This window comes from Zhenhengia sp., assembly GCF_046966505.1.
Taxonomy (GTDB): domain Bacteria; phylum Bacillota; class Clostridia; order Lachnospirales; family Cellulosilyticaceae; genus Zhenhengia; species Zhenhengia yiwuensis.
Window position 1 is genome coordinate 120,949 of sequence record NZ_JBKVCH010000009.1, and the last position, 17,507, is coordinate 138,455.

Here is a 17,507-nt window from a genome sequence, read left to right on the forward strand (position 1 = left end):
GGATAAAGCATGATTAAATTAGAACACGTAGATGTAATGAATCTTGAAAATGCTATTCGTGGGGCAAGAAATCCTATGAATAGTTGGCATAGGATGGACAGTGAGTATAATGAAGCTGGGGAATATATCTTAGGTAAGAATGACCTGGATTTAGGCCAAAGATTATGCAAAGCTGGAAGTGACCATAGAAAATTCTTACGTCAAATCTTTTTATCTGTAGATATTAGTGCACCAATGTACTGGTGGAAAGAGTATGATACTTATAAAGTAGGGACAACAGCTAATTCTACAAGTACAATGCACAAAATTCATAGTAAAGTCTTTGAAAGAGAAGACTTTAGCTGTGATCATATGGATGAGTCGACACTTAAAGTGTTAGATGTCATCATTGAACAATTAGAGGCTTTAAGAGGTAATTTTAATGAAACAAAAGATAAAGTTTATTGGTATAGTATGATTCAACTTTTACCATCTAGCTATAATCAAATGCGTACATGTACTATGACTTATGAGAACTTAAGAAATATGTACCATGCACGTAAAAATCATAAATTAGAAGAATGGCGTACATTCTGTAAGTGGGTAGAAACATTACCTTATGCAGCAGAATTTCTTATAGATTAATTGAAAAGAGAGGTGATTAAAACAAGTAAGTTTTAATCACCTCTTTTTTTAGGCTTATCTAGTTAATAATATGAGGGTCAATTTTATTAGGTTCTTCTAAATATTTATTAAGCCTATGAGTAGAAGGACCTTCTATAATATCACCATCGTAGCTAAAACGAGAGCCGTGAGCAGGACAGTCCCAAGTACGTTCTATGCTATTCCAATTAAGCTGAGTGCCTACATGAGGACACACAATATCTACAATGTGAAGTTCACCGTTATCATCTTTATAGGCTCCATATTTTTTACCATCTAATTCTACAACTGAGGCACTATCATTTTCTTTTGGAAGAGAGGTAGAGGTGGAAGTCATGTGACTTTTAATCAATTCATAGATGCTGTTGACATTATCACTGATATAAGCAGCAGTAAAGTAACCACGCTTTCTAGATGGATCATAAACACCAGCGTCATTTGATTTACGATTTAGAACGAGGTCGCAAAGCTGGTGTGCAGCTATTGTACTGTTTAGGTTGCCCCATTTATTAAATCCTGTAGCCACATAAAGTTCTTCATCATGTTCATTGAGATAACCAATATAAGGGATGGAATCAGGTGTTACATAGCCTTGGGCACTCCAAGCATATTGATAATTACTTAGACCAAATACTTCTAGTCCATAGCCTTTAAGGCGGTCAAAATGATTCGTATTGCTTTGACCTACTTTATGATTCTCACCAGCTATTAAAAGCCAAGTTTGGTCATTGGTACGGTAAGGACAAAGAGAACGTACAGGATCATCTTCATCAATAAAAGTAGCTTGTGGAAAAGATTTATCATATAAGCCGGCCACAATATAAGATTTTTCAGGTTTTAATCGAGTGAAGTAGAAACTATAGTGGTCGTAAAATGGATAGTGAGAACAGAAAAGAACTTGTCTTGCGGTAATCACTAAGTGTCCATCAATAATGGCACGCCATCCTGAATTAGATTTTTGAATATCTGTAACAGGTGTTGACTCATAAATTTTTATATTTCTTTTTAGAAGAATAGGGATTAGGCCATCTAGGTATTTTTTAGGATTAAAGATACCAGCATGAGTTTGAGAGAGAGCTACTTCAACATCAATAGGAAGATCAATATGATGTGTGAGTTCTCCTTCGATACCAATTTCTTCATAGACTTTATATTCTTCTTCAAATGCTGTTATACGGTCTGGACGCTTAGAAAAGATAAAAGAGGGAGCAGGTGCGAAATCGCACTCAATATGATACTTAGAAATATTTTCTTTTATCTTATTAAGAGCTTTTAAGTTTTCTTGATAAAAGTATTTGGCTTTTTCGAGCCCATAATAATTCTTGATTTTAGAGTAGACTAATCCTGCTTGAGGCGTCACTTTGCCTGTATTTCTTCCAGATGTACCATAGCCTATTTGATTGGAATCAATAAGCGTGATATTTAAATCAGTGTTAGAAAGTTCAAGAGCGGTACTGATACCTGTGAGGCCCCCTCCAATAATGAGAATATCTGTTTCTATAGATTCAGATAAAGGTTTAAATCGTTTGCCAGGTGAAAGATCCACCCATATAGATGTATGCATGATAGACTCCTTTGTATAAATAAGTTTAGTTAAATACAGATTTCCCCAATTTAGAGGAGAACATGCAAAAATAAAAAATCCCCAGTTCGCTGGGGATTTTCTTAATGTAAAGTTGTTTGGTTATTTTTGAGTGCTATACGCTCAGCTGCTAGATTGCTAATGAGCTCCTCAATAGTCCAATGGATAGAAGTCTCTGTAACAACAGCTATAAGTGGTCTTGGAATGCGGCATTTTTTCATACTTTCAATAAAAGCATTCATACGATTTGCAGGAACATTATTGAAGAGAATTGCCTTTTGAGTAGATATGTTCTCAGTTTTTACAGGAGTAAGAGAAGGATTTTCTAAAAGGTCTAATACTTTAGTAGCATTATAAGAACCATCTATGATAATCTGCTCGCCAATTCCTGTAAGACGTGCCACGTTTTTTAGTTGTTTAAGTTCTGCCGGACTGAAGGCACTTAGAACGACGCATATTCTAGGATGCGTACTATGTGCGTCTGTATTTTTTATAGATTCAAAAGACATATACCCACCGCCTGTAAATTTAAATTACTTGTTTAAAAGAGCCATTAATAGTTCGTTGTTTCTTTGTAAGAAAGCTTGCATTGCGTCTGCTGATAAGGATTGATTTGCAATAAGTGCTAAATCATATAAGTGTTTGCAAGCAAGTTCTTTTGTATGCTCATCTAGGTCTTTAGTGCTAAGTGCTGTAATAAGTGGATGGTTTTCATTAAGGACAAGAGTAGCCTCACTTGGTGGCATACCATTAGTATCCATACCATAAAGTTTCATCATCTCTTGCATACGGCGACTTTCTTCACTAATAAGAAGCATAGATGGTACTGTTTGACTCTTAAGTGTTTCAAGTTTCACTTTAAGTTTGTCATTATTTAAGATACTTGTAAAGAGTGTATTAAGTTTTTCCTCTTTAGCAGTGTCAATAGCAGTATTTTCTTCTTTAAGTGCTGAAGAAATATCAGCGTCGATGCGCATAAATTTAACATCTTTATTTTGCATTTCCATATGAGAAATGAAGGAACTATCAATTGGATGTGTAAGGTAAATAGCTGATAGATTATTTTCTTTAAACATAGTCACATATTGAGACTGTTTTTCTTTGTCAGATACATAGAATACTTTATTTTCATTTGTATCTTTAACTTTTTCTAAGTAGTCATTAAGTGTAATGTATTCATCATCAATTGTTTTATAAAGAATGTAATCTTTCATTTTAGTAGAGAATTTTTCTTCTCTTAAACATCCATATTTAATAAATGGAGAGATAGAATCCCAGCATGATTTGTAGTGGTCTAATTCTTTTTTATAAAGAGAAATAAGCTTGTCAGCTACTTTCTTAGTAATGTAATCAGAGATTTTCTTTACAAATCCATCGTTTTGTAAGAAACTACGTGATACATTAAGTGGAATATCAGGGCAATCTACGATACCTTTAAGAAGAAGTAAGAATTCAGGAATAACTTCTTTGATATTGTCAGCTACGAATACTTGATTATTATAAAGTTTAATTTTACCTTCTACCATTTCATACTCATTATGAAGTTTAGGGAAGTATAGAATACCTTTTAAGTTAAATGGATAGTCCATATCTAAATGAATCCAGAAAAGAGGTTCATTGTAGTCCATAAATGTTTTTGAATAGAATGTTTTGTATTCTTCATCTGTACATTCTGAAGGTTTCTTTGTATATAAAGGAATTGGATCATTAATTGGTTTAGGAGCTTCTACAGTATTTTCTTCACCTTCAGCTGAGGTTGTAGTCTCTTTGTTAGCATCTACTACATAGATTGGTACAGGCATAAAGTTACAGTATTTTTCAATAGTACTTGATAAAGTATAGAAATTAAGGAACTCTTTGCTTTCTTCTGTTACATGTAAAATAATATCAGTACCGCGAGTAGTACGTTTACCTTCACTTAACTCGTAAGTTGTACCACCATCACAAGACCAATGCACAGAAGGAGCACCAGTATAAGATAAAGTATCAATTTCTACAGTGTCAGCTACCATAAAGCTTGAGTAGAAGCCAAGTCCGAAATGTCCAATGATTTGTTCTTTGTCCATCTTATCTTGATATTTATTAAGGAAGTCTTCTGCGCCTGAAAAAGCAATTTGAGTAATATATTTCTCAACTTCCTCTTCAGTCATACCAATTCCGTTATCTGAAACAGTAATGGTACTTTCTTTTTCATTTACAGTTACAGTTACTTCAAATGGTGTTTGGGTTTCATCAGTAGTTTCGCCCATATCACAAAGCTTTCTAAACTTTAAAATAGCATCACATGCATTGGAGATTATCTCACGTACAAAAATATCATGGTCAGAATAAAGCCATTTCTTAATAATAGGGAAGATATTCTCGCTATGAATAGATAAGTTACCTTGTTTAGACATTATAAAACCTCCTAAAGAATAAAATTGATTGAGTAATTATATAATTTATTAAACATAACTATAATACTATTAACAAAAATTGATTGTCAACCACCTATAAGCTATTAATTGAAACTAAAGTAAAGGTTATTTTTAATGCTGGAAATAAACATAAGGAACTACCAAATTTTACTGTAATAATCGTTTCCCTATTGGGGTACATTATGACTATAACCAGAGACAACAAGGCTGGTTAATATCTAATCAATATTTTCAAGGAGGAAACTCAGATGAAAAACCAAGCATTAGACGCAATGAAACAAGAAGTAGCTTCAGAATTAGGTGTACCATTAAAACAAGGATATAATGGAGACCTTACAGCTAAACAAGCTGGTTCAGTAGGTGGCGAAATGGTTAAACGTATGATCGCTGCTCAAGAACAACAAATGGGTATGAAACCATTTAGCAACAACAGCAATAACTAATTTAGTGTGCTTATTATAGAATATAATAAGATACAAGGTATGAAAAGGAGTAAGGACCTAAAAGCCCTTACTCCTTTTGCCTTTAGTTATAGAAATTCATATTTGAAAAGGAAATTTTTAATTTTCTCATCCCAAATCTTTTCAGGTGATTTATCTAGTGTAAAGGTTTTATAAGCTACACCTGTACTAACTTGGATATCCCCATTTTTGAAAGTAATATTTACGAAGAAAGTATCTACTTCATTAGAAATGACTGTTGTCTTTGTTGTATTGGTAGATAGAATAATTTTAAAGTAAGAAGGAGATTTGGTACCTATAACAATATGGTAAATATAAGGACGTACTTCACCCCAATTTAAGTACTCGCTCAAATCTTCTTGTTCGTCTGTATTATAAAAATCTTTATTTCTATGGCCATCTAATACAGATTTAAAGGCTGTATGCATAACAGCTTCGCGGAATATAAAATTGTCGAAGAGCTCGGATTTTAAGAGCTTATTCATAAATTCCTTTTTATGAGTAATAGTATAGGATTCTATAGTAATCCCTCCTTAGTAATTTTAATAAATAGCTTCTTCTAAAAAAAGAGCGTGGCTAGGAGCAGTAGGGCCTGCTATAGCACGTGTTCTAGCTTCAAGAATTTTGGGGATAGCATTAGGTTCTAAATGACCTAAACCTACTTCAAGGAGTGTGCCTGTTAAAATTCGTACCATATGCTGAAGGAAGCCATTACCGTGATAATAGATAACAAATCCTGAAGATGTAGGTTCAAATTCAATGCTATGAATACATTTTATAGTACTTTTCTTTTTGTTTTTCATAGAAGTGAAACTTTTAAAGTCATGGGTTCCAATTAAGTAGGTGGAAGCTTCTTTCATCTTATCCATATTAAGAGGATCTGCTACATGATAAGCATAGCGTACTTTAAAGGGATCAGGCATAAATTGTGTATCAATATAGTATCCATAACGTTTTGTAAGGCAGTTGTATCTTGCATGAAAACGTTCAGAGGCTTCTTTGATTTCTGTTACAGCAATGTCGCAAGGCAAGTATTGTCTTAAGTAGCTTAAAATTTCATCACAAGATTTGTAAGAAGTAGTATGAAAGTTAGCTACTTGCTTTTTGGCATGTACACCAGCATCTGTACGCCCAGAGGCAATAACCTGAATATCCTCGTTAAATAATATAGAAAGAATATGCTGTAATTTGCCTTGAATTGTTTTAAGAGGCTGATTAGATTGAATTTGCCAGCCTAAATATTTAGTGCCATCATAGGCAATAGACATTTTATAATTATACATAATAAACTCCTTTTCGGGTTCTTATTTTAAGTGTTAACGGTAGTTTTATTTCTTATACAGTATAGCATATTGTTCTTCGAAAGGTTAGAAGGAATCAGGCCAATTATGTTATATTTATTAAATTGTATACAAGTGTTATAATTATCGAAAAAAGTAAAAAATGAGGAGAGAAGAAATGAGATCATCTCTGTCGAGTTTGTATAAGAGGACTTCTATTAAAACAAAATGGACATGGTTTGTACTTATTTTGGTGTTATATCCCATGATTTTAATAGGATATGTAGGGTATAAAAACTATGAAGAGGTTATTACTGAGCATTTTAATAAAAGTGTTCAAAAGGATGTATTAGTTGTTTCAGAGTGGTTTGAGGAACGACTTGGGGACTTAGAGAAATTTATAGCAGAGACACAATATCATAAAGATTTATATGAGTATGCTACATATTACTACGGTAGAATGAAAATGGCAGGAATAGATATTAAAGAGCAGACTCCTAAGATAGCTAAACAAATTGATCAGCTTCTTATGAATGATTACAATTTGAATAAGAAATTAGGAAACTATTTAATGTCACTTCTTTTAACAAGACAGGATGTTAGGCTTGCAGCGTTCCAATTTAAAGAACAAGAGGAATTTCACTACATAGAATTTAGGGATAAAGGCTCAGCATTTTACGAACATCTCGAATTTAAGAGTCAGGCTATATTTGAGAACATAGAAAAAGAGTTTGAGAAAATTCCTAAAGAGACAATGGCTTATTACATAGATGATTTAAATAATATATACCTAGCACAAAAGATATTTTATAGAGATACATTAGAAGAAGTTGGAACCATAGTGCTTAAGTTGGATATGCAATACTTACTGCAAAAGTATGAACAGATGCTAACAGGCGCTATAAAAGCCATATATGTGGAAGCGAATAAGAGTGATGAACTTCTAGCATTAGGAGAGTTAAGTCAAGAAGAAAAAAGTAAGCTAGTCGATTTTATGAATAGGAATCCAGAACAAGACATTGTATATAAAGAAGAAAGTAAAAAACAAGCTATTATGTATAATACTTTTTCAACACGTAATCTCGTGATAGGTAATGCTATTTATATTTCAACAGATATATTACTTCAAGATATTAGAAGCTTATCAAGGTTTATTTTTATGCTATGTATAAGCATTCTACCTATTTTCTTATTGTTAGCGAATAAGCTATATAAAGAGATTATTTACCCAGTCTATGTACTAAGTGACAAGATGCAGCAAATTGAAAAAGGAGAGATAGGAGTTCAAATTAAAGGGGATTATCATGCTGAAATAGGATATGTTTATGGTGTATTTAATCGAATGAGTAAGCAAATTCAATATCTAGTTAATTGTGTATATAGAGAGCAACTTATGCTAAAAAGTTCCGAGTTAAAAGTTTTACAAGACCAGATTAATCCTCACTTTTTATATAACACACTAGAGATGATTAACTGGAAGGCTAGGATGAGTGGTAATGAAGAGATTGCTCAGATGATAGAGGCACTAGCAGGTATTATGGAAGTAAATATTGATAGGAGAGATAGTCATTTCTTAACCATTAAAGAAGAGGTAGCGTATCTAAAAAATTATATCTTTCTCATTCAGAAGAGATTTGGTGAACGTATTCAGTTTGAAACCCAAGCAAGTGAATCCGTTTTAGACTATAAGATACCAAGATTAATCTTACAGCCTTTAGTTGAAAATGCAATTACACATGGTATAGAGCCTAGGGGTGAAGGAAAAATTATTGTGAGAGCAGAAGAGTGTAAAGGGCTACTTTATCTAACAGTGGAAGACACGGGAGAGGGCATAAATGAGGAAAGGTTACACTATTTGCAAAAGGAACTAAATCATCCACAAAAAAACTATATTAACAGTGAATCCCAAGATGAAGGTATAAGTAGACAACATATTGGTATCATCAATGTACAAAAACGTATCAAGCTACTATATGGGGAAGAATATGGCATGCATATACAAAGTATAGAAGGAGAAGGTACTCAGATTACTATTAAATTATCTAAAGAAATAAGAGAGTAAATGAAGGGGGATGTTGTAATGTATAAAGTGTTAATTATTGATGATGAGGTATTTATCAGAGAGGGAATGAAACAAATTATTCCTTGGAAGGAGTTAGGATGCGAATTTATAGGAGAAGCTCAAAATGGAGAAGAAGGTGTCGAAAAAATTGTAAAGCTTATGCCTGATATTATTATTTCTGATATTAGAATGCCTAAAAAAAGTGGACTAGAGATGATAGACGAAATTAAATCTATTAATAAAAATATGCAGATCATTATACTAACAGGGTTTAGAGAATTTGAATATGCACAGCAGGCTATAAGACTAGGGGTTTTACGATTTTTATTAAAACCTTCAAAGATAGAAGAAATTAAAGAGGCTATTACCTCAGCGGTAGGCAATTTAGATAAACTTCCTAAGCGAGAAGTTAAAAATCTTCTAAATGAGCACACTTATGAAGAAATAGACAAACCTCAGTATTTAGTGAAACAAGCTATAGAATATATCAATCAATATTATAATCAAAAGTTAGATTTGCAAACAGTTGCAGATCAACTTTATGTAAGTACTTGGCATTTGTGTAAGGTTATTAAAAAGCAAACAGGAACCAATTTTGTTGATTTGCTCAATAATGCACGTATAGAAAATGCAAAAAGGATGCTGCTTGAAAGTAATATGAAAATCTATGAGATTGCAGAAGCTGTAGGATATGCAGATACAGCCTATTTCTCAAAAATTTTTAAGAAAATAACTCAAGTAACACCTAATGAATACCGTAATAAGATGTACTAAAAATTATAGAAGTAATACCTTTACTGTTTCAGATTTAAAGAATTACAAAGTATCAAGCAGTTAAAGTGTTGTAATAATGATGAGCGGAAAAGTAAAAAATACAAAATTTAATTGTATGAGCAAATTTGAACAACAAACACCAAGATAGGCATATTCAATCTGTATATATGCGATGCTATAATGAAATTAAGCTAAGAATCTATTAGCATATCTTACATATTTAAAAATTTTAGGGGGTACATATAATGAAAAAATTTCAAAAGTGTTTGCTCTAGGCCTAGCAACAACAATGCTTGAGTGTGTATTTGTAGGTATTTTTCAGAGCAAAGCAGGTAGCCAATGCCTCAAAAAGACGCAAAGGTAGAGAGTATCAAAATAAGGAAGAAGAATCAACTTAAAAAACAGCAGAGCTATAACATTTGAAAACAACATCAAGAAATTCCAAGAGGCTAATTCACATGTAACAATTGAGAAGGAGTCTGATATCAGCCGTTGTTTTTTGTAAAGTACTCTATAAGGTAGTGAAAAAAGAAGGGGGCTTTTAGAGTGATTTATAAAGATAAGAAAATTGTATGGATATTCTTATTACCAGCATTAATATTTTTAATAGGATTTTTATATATACCATTTTTTATGAGTATATACAACAGCCTTTTCAATATTACGGATTTAGCTGGAGTTGATAAGACTTGGGTGGGCTTACAGAATTATATAGAATTATTTCGTGATACTAATATACACACATCACTTATTAATACAGCGATTATGATGGTATTAATGGTTGTATTTGAATTAGGTTTAGGGGCACTTTTTGCATTGTTTGTAGATGGTGTTAGAAGAGGCGCTAAATTCTACAGAACAGTATTTTTCTTCCCAGTAGTTATTTCAGCTACTGCTATCGGTCTTATGTTTTTTCTTTTCTATGACTATAATATGGGACTTTTCAATCAAATTCTTATGAAATTTGGAGTGGAAAAACATCTATGGATGAATGAAAGCTCTGCCCTATACATGATTGCTATTCCAACGATTTGGCAATATGTAGGTTTCTATTTTGTTATCGTGTTGACAGGTATTTCAACTATTCCGGAAGATATTTATGAATCTGCTTATCTTGATGGTATTACAGGATTTAAGAAGACTATTTACATCACATTACCACTTATTAAAGGTGTACTTAAGTCAAGCTTAATTCTTGTTATTACAGGAACACTTAAGATTTTCGACTTAGCATGGACAATTGCACCAAAAGGTATACCGAATGGCAAAACGTATCTTCTTGGTACGTACCAATATCATATCGTTTACGATGCCTATCGAGTAGGGTATGGATGTGCTATAGCGGTTCTTATTGTAGTCATAGGGCTTGGTATATCATTACTTGTTAATAAGTTCTTAAAAGAAGAAGAACTATAGAAAATCAAAAAGAAAGAGGGCGAAATCATGGCCAAAGATTTAGCAAATAGTACGCCAAAGAACTTAAAGCTGAAAAAAAGTTCTGGGCCAATAGAGCAGTTCTCAATAGGTAGAATATTTATTCATATTACACTTTTACTTTGGGCAAGTACAACCATTTTCCCATTAATTTGGGTACTTAATAACTCTTTTAAAGAGAGAAATACAATTTTACTGGATTCATTTAGTTTAGTAAAAGAACCTGTATGGACTAACTATATAACAGCTTTTACGCGTATGAATATTGGGAGAGCGTATATTAATAGTCTTATTATTTCTGGAACAGTAGTAGTCGGAGTTATGTTATTTGGTGGTCTTGCATCATATATTTTATCGAGGTACAATTTTAAAGGTAAACTAGCTGTACATTCCCTTGTTATGGCAGCATTACTTTTCCCAGCATTTGCAACTATTGTTCCAGTATTTACGATGTTAAATAAGGTAGGGCTTACAAACACTCATATAGGTGTTATTTTACCTCAGATTGCAGGCAACTTAGCATTTGCCATAACTATTATGGTTGGCTTTATGAGTACGATACCACTAGAGCTTGAAGAAGCGGCTGTTGTAGAAGGATGTGGACCATGGAAGATTTTCTCGAGAATCGTTGTGCCTATTTCAAAACCTTCCTTTGCAACTGTAGCAATTTTTACATTTTTATGGTCATATAATGACCTCTTCTTACAAAAGATTATTATCCGTAAAAAAGAAATACGTCCAATCTGTGCATTGCTGGATACAATCAGATCACAATATGGTACAGACTATGGTTTAATGTGTGCATCTGTAATTCTTGTAGTTGTGCCAGTTCTTATCGTATACTTATTCTTACAGAAATATATTATTAAAGGTCTTACAGCTGGTGCTGTTAAGGGTTGATGTTATGGGGGAAAGTTACAGCGAGTAAAATAGCTTAAACTTAAAAGGAGTAATGATCATGATTAAATTTGGAACAGGTGGCTGGAGAGCCATAATTGGAGAAGATTATATTAAAGATAATGTTGTATTAGTGGCACAAGCTGTAGCTAATATAATGATTGAAGAAAACGTAACTGAAGAGGGATTAGTAGTAGGATATGATAGACGTTTCTTATCAGATAGGTCTGCTATGTGGGTATGTGAAGTTATGGCAGGTAATGGTATACCAGTTCAAATTATTAATAAAATTTCTCCTACTCCCCTTATTATGTATTATGCTAAAACTCATGGTAATCATTATGGTATGGCTATTACAGCGAGCCATAACCCAGCAGAGTATAATGGTATTAAAATTTTTACATTAGGTGGTAGAGATGCTACAGAAGAAGTAACAGGAAAAGTAGAAGCTATTATTGAAAAACTTTCTAAAGAAGATGTAAAAGCAATGGAGTATGATGAAGCTCTAGCTTCAGGGCTTGTTAAAGAGATTAATCCATTTAATGATTATATTGATACAATATTAGGTATGCTCAATGTAAGTGCTATTAGAGAAAGAGGTTTAAAAGTTTTAGTTGACCCAATGTTTGGGGTATCTAAAAATTCTCTTCAGGCACTGCTTATAAGTTGTAGATGTGAAGTGGATGTTATCCATGATCGTCATGATACAACTTTTGGAGGAAGACTTCCTTCACCAAGTGCTGTAACACTGGCTAGACTGACCAATATGGTTGTAGAGAAGAAGTACGATATTGGTATTGGAACAGATGGAGATGCAGATAGACTTGGTATCATTGATGAAAAAGGTAATTTCATTCATCCAAACGATATTATGGCATTACTTTACTACTATTTACTCAAATACAAAGGCTGGAGTGGACCCGTTGTTAGAAATATAGCAACAACACATCTTCTTGATGCTATTGCTGAGAAGTTTGGACAAAAGTGTTATGAGGTTCCAGTAGGCTTTAAACATATTTCAGCAAAGATGGAAGAAACAGATGCTGTAATTGGTGGTGAAAGTAGTGGTGGTCTTACTATTCGCGGTCATATCAAAGGTAAAGATGGTATTTTTGCTGCGGGCTTACTTGTAGAAATGATGTGTGTAACAGGTAAGAGACTTGCTGAAATGTTAGATGAAATTCATGAACAATTTGGAGATTATGTAATGATTGAAGGGGATTATCGTTTTTCACATGCCAAAAAAGATGAATTAGTAGAACTTTTATTTACAGAGAGAAAACTTCCTACATTTAACATTCCAGTAGCTAAGGTAAGCTATGAAGATGGTTGTAAAGTGTACTTTGAAAACGGAGGTTGGATTATTGCACGTTTCTCAGGGACAGAACCACTTATTAGAGTATTTACTGAAATGAGTACTAAGGAAGAGGCAGAGGCTATAAGCCAAGTTATGCTAGAGTTTTTAGGATTGTAGAATATATGTTTTGGAGATTGGAACAATCACCCTAAGGGGAGGTTGTTCCAATATTATTAATGAAATTAGAGTATTAAAAAGGATAGAACATATGGTAAAATAGAACATATTTTTATCTATTTAGGAGGAAGACATGTTTAACGTACAAGAAGTTTTTAGTCAAATGACACTCCGTGAAAAAATCGGACAAACTTTTCTTCAATATTATCAAGGATATGAGGATCTTCCAGAATCTCTTATCGAAATGAATAAACGTACTGAATTAGGTGGTATCATCTTTTTCTCAGGGAATAATGTAAGAAATCTTGAGCAGTTTCGTGAAATGAACAAACGTATTCAAGCTCATGCTAAAGAAAATCGCTTTGGTCTTCCAATCCTGCTTACTATTGACCAAGAAGGTGGTCAACTTACAGCTATTCACCAAGGAACAACAATGTTCCCAGGGAATATGGCTATGGGCTTTGCTAATGATGAAGAGATGGCTTACAAACAAGGTGAGCATGTTGCTAAAGAATTAAACTATGCTGGTATTGATATCTGTTATGCACCAGTTTTAGATGTAAGCTATGACCGCAAAAATGGTGTACCTGTAGTAGATAACCGTATGTACTCAAGTAAGCCAAATGTTGTTGCAGATATGGGAGCAGGTTTTATTAGAGGTTTAGAAGATAATGGTATTGCAGCTTGTGGGAAACACTTCCCTGGTATGCGTTTAACTCAAGAAGATACACACTTCAAAATGGATGTGCATCCTGGGGATATGAATCGCCTTGAAGAAGTTGAGCTTGTACCTTATAAAAAAGCTATTGCAAATGGTCTTGGCTGCATCATGATGCACCACGGTGTATTCCCTCCACTTGATGGGGATAAACCAGCATCAATGTCTAGGAAAGTAGTAGACTATTTAAGAAATGAATTAGGCTTTAAAGGACTTATTGTAACAGATGACCTTATTATGAAGGCAGTACTTGATGCATATGGTGAGAGACAACCTCTTGTAGAAGCTATGAATGCAGGTTGTGATCTTCTTATGTCTACATGTGCGGGAGAATGGTATGTAGATTTTATGGAAGAATGTGTTCAAAACGGTACAGTGTCTGAAGAACGTATTAATGAAGCATGTCTTAAAGTATTAGAGTACAAAGCTAAGTACCATTGTGGCGAGTTTCCAGAAGGAAAAGCTTTTGATAAAGAGCAAGGTGATAAAATTGCTTATGAAATTGCTAAAAAATCACTTATTCTTTATAAAGGTGAAAAAGCTGACTTCCCAGTGAAATTAGAAGAAAAAGAAAAACTTGGTATTATCTTTGGGAATCCAGCTCGTCTTGTAATGAGTGATGCCATTAACTTATATGATAAATTATCTATTGAAGATACAGTAAAAAAACATGGCTATCACAATAACACTAAAGAAGTGATTATGCCATGGCGTCCAACACATATGGAAATGGTATCTGTAGGAGATATTGCTATTATTTCTGACTTTGTTATCTTTACAACAGTTAATGCATATTGCTTCGAAGAGCAGATCGAAACAATTAAATATATTAGAGATTTCTGCCCAACTAAGAAAATTATTGGTGTAGCTACAAGAAGTCCAGAGGATGCAAAAATTCTTGCAGACTACTGTGATTATGTAGTTGTAACAGGTGGTTTAACACAAGTTACACTGGATGCTTTAGTGGAAACTATCTTCGGGGATGGAGAATTTGAGTTCAACCCAGCAAAACAATTATTTGAATAAAAATAGACAGGTGCCACTTCGTAAACAAAGGTTTGCAAGTGGCTACTTGTACGAATAGACAAAGAGGTGAATAAAATGAGTTTTTTTAACCGTGTAAATGAGTATGCAAATGAATACCATACCTTAAAAAGCAATGAAACATTAGCAAAAGAAAAGGAAATGCCAGGTAAAGCATTCTTTATTAAGAACAATAATATTTTAGCTATTCCTAGAGAAGATGGAGATTGTAGATATCCATTTGGACAAAATGGATTTAACTACTGGGTATATGCATCTGGTTATATTCATAGCAATGAAGGCTTATTCTCGCCATATCTTAGAGCTTCAGAAGGACAAGAACCTAAAATAGCTTTCTTTGCAGGCTTTAAAGGGAAAGAGGGCTATAAAGTTATTCCGATTTTATCAGTACCAGTTATGGATGAACAGGTACAAACAGAAAGATATACAGTGTTTACAAAAGCAAGTGCTTATTATGTAACAGAAGCAGAAGGGATTACATTTGCTATTCGAACTTTTGTAGATGCAGATAAGAAGGTGTATTACACAGTTTCAGCAACAAATAATACCGAAGAGAAAAAAGAGTTATTCGTATCTTCTTACTTCAATCCTTTCCTTAAAAATGCAGTAATGGAAGGTGCTGAAAACCGTTGGTTCAGACAAGCTACTGTTATGCCTAAAAATGAAGGACAAAACCTTGATAACTTCCTTATTGAAGTTTATGAAGAAAGAGATAGAGGTGCGATGGCACCAAACTATGGGGTATTTACAAGACATCTTACACTTAGTGAGGGCGCTGAATTAGTAGCATCAGAAGAAACAACTTCACGTAATGATTATGTAGGGGGAGTAAGAAGTTCACTTCACACCCCAGCATCGCTCTATAAGGGTACGTTTGGTGATACGAAGAAGGTAGCTACTTTTACAGAAGTATCTGTAGCAGCAGATATGCTTCATTTAACTCTTGAAGAAGGCGCAAGTATGAGAGAAGACATTGTCATGACATATTGCTTTGAAGATGAAGATATGGAAGTGGCTATTAGAGGGGGTTCTACTCCAGAAGTCATTGATGAAGCAGAAGAAGCTATTATTAAGGCAGAAGCAATGCATGGAGAAAATATGAAGGCTGTCTTTGGTAAACGCCTTAGTGGGGAAATCAAAGAAGAAGTATTTAATGCATTCTTTGAACACCTTAAAAAGCAAGTTGAATTTTGCTCAGTTATTAAAGGATATATTCAGCTTTCAAGTTTCTCACTTATTGGGATTCGTGATGTATTCCAAGCGCTTGAAGGTTTAGTGTTCTATGAGCCAGAAGTAGCTCGTGAAAAAATGCTAGAGGCTCTTAACTTTGTTCAGCCAGATGGCCGTTGCCCAAGACAATATTCTCTTCCAAGATTTGAAGGGGATACACCTAATATGGACCTTAGACCTTTCATCGACCAAGGTGTATGGGTAATCTCTACTATTGCAACTTATCTTCGTTTTACACAAGACTTTAACTTCTTGAATGAAACATGTGGCTATTATGACTTTGTAAATGATAAAGCACACTTAGCTAAAAAATCAGATAAGACAAGTTCAGTACTAGACCATTTATTTGATATTATGAATTACCTTCTTACAAATCGTGACCATGACTATACAAAATGTGTATGTGCACTCTATGGTGACTGGAATGATGCTTTAGATGGACTTGGTGTAAGTAAGCGTAAAGATCGTGAATACGGTACTGGTGTATCTGTGATGGCTACGCTTCAAGTTTATCAAAACTGCCATGAGATGATTGAACTTCTTGAAATCTTAGATGCAGAGAAATATGCAGATAAAATAGCTGAGTATAAACAAGCAATGGTAGAAATTGAAGAAGGTCTTGTTAAGTACGCTATTATTGAAAATGAAGAAGGGGAAAAACGTCTGGTACATGGATGGGGAGATGAAAGAAGCTATTTTGTAGGAAGCTTTGATGATCCAGACCATGAATCACGTGATGGTATTACCTCTAATGCATTCTGGGTACTTGCTGGTATGTATGATAAAGATATGAGTATTAAAGATACAATCCTTGGAGCATATGATAGATTAGGATCTAAATATGGTCTTAAAACATTTGAACCTCATTTTGAAAAAGGGACACCGGGGGTAGGCCGTATTCCTAACTTACCAAAAGGTACAGCAGAAAATGGTGCAGCTTATATCCATGCAAGTACATTTGGTGTTATGTCTCTCTTCAGAATGGGTGAAACAGAGCGTGCTTGGGAAGAACTTTCAAAATGCTTGCCATTTACACATGAGAAAGTATCTGTATCTCCATATGTAATGCCTAACTCATATGGTTATAATGAAGAAAAGCAAATTGATGGGGAGTCTATGCAAGATTGGCAAACAGGAAGTTCTAACGTTGTACTTAAAACATTTATTCGTTTCGTATTTGGTGTAGAACCACAATATAAAGGCTTATGGATTCAACCATCTATGCATATTCCATTTGCTACAACTGAATTTGCTCTTAAAGTAAGAGGGACTAACCTTGTACTGAAATATAGCAACAATGAAACAGGTAAACGTACATTTAAAATAAATGGAGAAATTCAAGAAGGCATTTATGATGATGTTATGAAGCTTAAAAAATTATGGATTTCAAATGAGTTCATTGTAAATAATAAAGAAATTGTAGTAGAAATTCTTGACTAATTTAGCAGTTAGGGTAACAATAAAATAAGAAAGAATGGTTAAAAGGAGGGAC

14 protein-coding genes are annotated in these 17,507 nt (G+C 33.7%); 9 read left to right on the forward strand and 5 right to left on the reverse strand.

Translation table 11 applies throughout. From position 1 onward, the window contains the following. Positions 1-9 precede the first annotated feature (9 nt). Entirely contained in the window at positions 10-624 is a 615-nt protein-coding gene (locus ACLTBU_RS11275; protein ID WP_177670183.1) for a hypothetical protein, read from the forward strand. A gap of 58 nt (positions 625-682) precedes the next feature. On the opposite strand, the gene ACLTBU_RS11280 is transcribed toward ACLTBU_RS11275, so the two are convergent. The 3 genes from ACLTBU_RS11280 to htpG all read right to left on the reverse strand — a co-directional run bounded on the left by ACLTBU_RS11280 (position 683) and on the right by htpG (position 4,620). Next, positions 683-2,206, reverse strand: a complete 1,524-nt coding sequence (locus tag ACLTBU_RS11280) for an FAD-dependent oxidoreductase (protein WP_177670182.1) — start codon at positions 2,204-2,206, stop codon at positions 683-685. A gap of 101 nt (positions 2,207-2,307) precedes the next feature. After that, complete coding sequence (locus ACLTBU_RS11285) at positions 2,308-2,733, reverse strand: DUF3783 domain-containing protein (protein ID WP_177670179.1); 426 nt, start codon at positions 2,731-2,733, stop codon at positions 2,308-2,310. A 24-nt stretch (positions 2,734-2,757) separates the two neighbouring features. Further along, the gene (htpG, locus tag ACLTBU_RS11290) at positions 2,758-4,620 is read right to left on the reverse strand and encodes a molecular chaperone HtpG (RefSeq protein WP_249331629.1); all 1,863 of its coding nucleotides are present in this window, start codon (positions 4,618-4,620) and stop codon (positions 2,758-2,760) included. A 269-nt stretch (positions 4,621-4,889) separates the two neighbouring features. Between htpG and ACLTBU_RS11295 the strand changes: the two genes are divergently transcribed. Then, positions 4,890-5,084, forward strand: coding sequence for an alpha/beta-type small acid-soluble spore protein (locus ACLTBU_RS11295; protein ID WP_177670176.1), 195 nt, complete (start codon positions 4,890-4,892; stop codon positions 5,082-5,084). An 86-nt stretch (positions 5,085-5,170) separates the two neighbouring features. Here the strand turns inward: ACLTBU_RS11295 and ACLTBU_RS11300 are convergent, their stop codons facing one another. Both ACLTBU_RS11300 and truA read right to left on the reverse strand, forming a co-directional pair. Beyond that, positions 5,171-5,587: a DUF5721 family protein gene (locus tag ACLTBU_RS11300; RefSeq protein ID WP_177670174.1), complete on the reverse strand. Its 417-nt coding sequence runs from the start codon at positions 5,585-5,587 to the stop codon at positions 5,171-5,173. 57 nt (positions 5,588-5,644) lie between these two features. After that, the gene (gene truA / locus ACLTBU_RS11305; protein WP_177670172.1) at positions 5,645-6,385 is read right to left on the reverse strand and encodes a tRNA pseudouridine(38-40) synthase TruA; all 741 of its coding nucleotides are present in this window, start codon (positions 6,383-6,385) and stop codon (positions 5,645-5,647) included. A gap of 175 nt (positions 6,386-6,560) precedes the next feature. Between truA and ACLTBU_RS11310 the strand changes: the two genes are divergently transcribed. The 7 genes from ACLTBU_RS11310 (at position 6,561) to ACLTBU_RS11340 (ending at position 17,455) form a co-directional block, all read left to right on the forward strand. Further along, a complete protein-coding gene (locus tag ACLTBU_RS11310; protein ID WP_412218956.1) occupies positions 6,561-8,444 on the forward strand; it encodes a sensor histidine kinase in 1,884 nt (627 codons plus the stop codon). An 18-nt stretch (positions 8,445-8,462) separates the two neighbouring features. After that, positions 8,463-9,218, forward strand: a complete 756-nt coding sequence (locus tag ACLTBU_RS11315) for a response regulator transcription factor (RefSeq protein WP_337530876.1) — start codon at positions 8,463-8,465, stop codon at positions 9,216-9,218. 546 nt (positions 9,219-9,764) lie between these two features. Next, on the forward strand, positions 9,765-10,634 hold the full coding sequence (locus ACLTBU_RS11320) for a sugar ABC transporter permease (protein ID WP_337530877.1): 870 nt from the start codon (positions 9,765-9,767) through the stop codon (positions 10,632-10,634). A 27-nt stretch (positions 10,635-10,661) separates the two neighbouring features. Continuing rightward, entirely contained in the window at positions 10,662-11,552 is an 891-nt protein-coding gene (locus ACLTBU_RS11325) for a carbohydrate ABC transporter permease (protein ID WP_412218958.1), read from the forward strand. Between the two features lie 58 nt (positions 11,553-11,610). Beyond that, the gene (locus ACLTBU_RS11330; protein ID WP_412218960.1) at positions 11,611-13,023 is read left to right on the forward strand and encodes a phosphoglucomutase/phosphomannomutase family protein; all 1,413 of its coding nucleotides are present in this window, start codon (positions 11,611-11,613) and stop codon (positions 13,021-13,023) included. A gap of 133 nt (positions 13,024-13,156) precedes the next feature. After that, positions 13,157-14,767: a glycoside hydrolase family 3 protein gene (locus ACLTBU_RS11335; protein ID WP_412218962.1), complete on the forward strand. Its 1,611-nt coding sequence runs from the start codon at positions 13,157-13,159 to the stop codon at positions 14,765-14,767. Between the two features lie 75 nt (positions 14,768-14,842). Next, on the forward strand, positions 14,843-17,455 hold the full coding sequence (locus ACLTBU_RS11340; RefSeq protein ID WP_412218964.1) for a GH36-type glycosyl hydrolase domain-containing protein: 2,613 nt from the start codon (positions 14,843-14,845) through the stop codon (positions 17,453-17,455). Positions 17,456-17,507 lie beyond the last annotated feature (52 nt).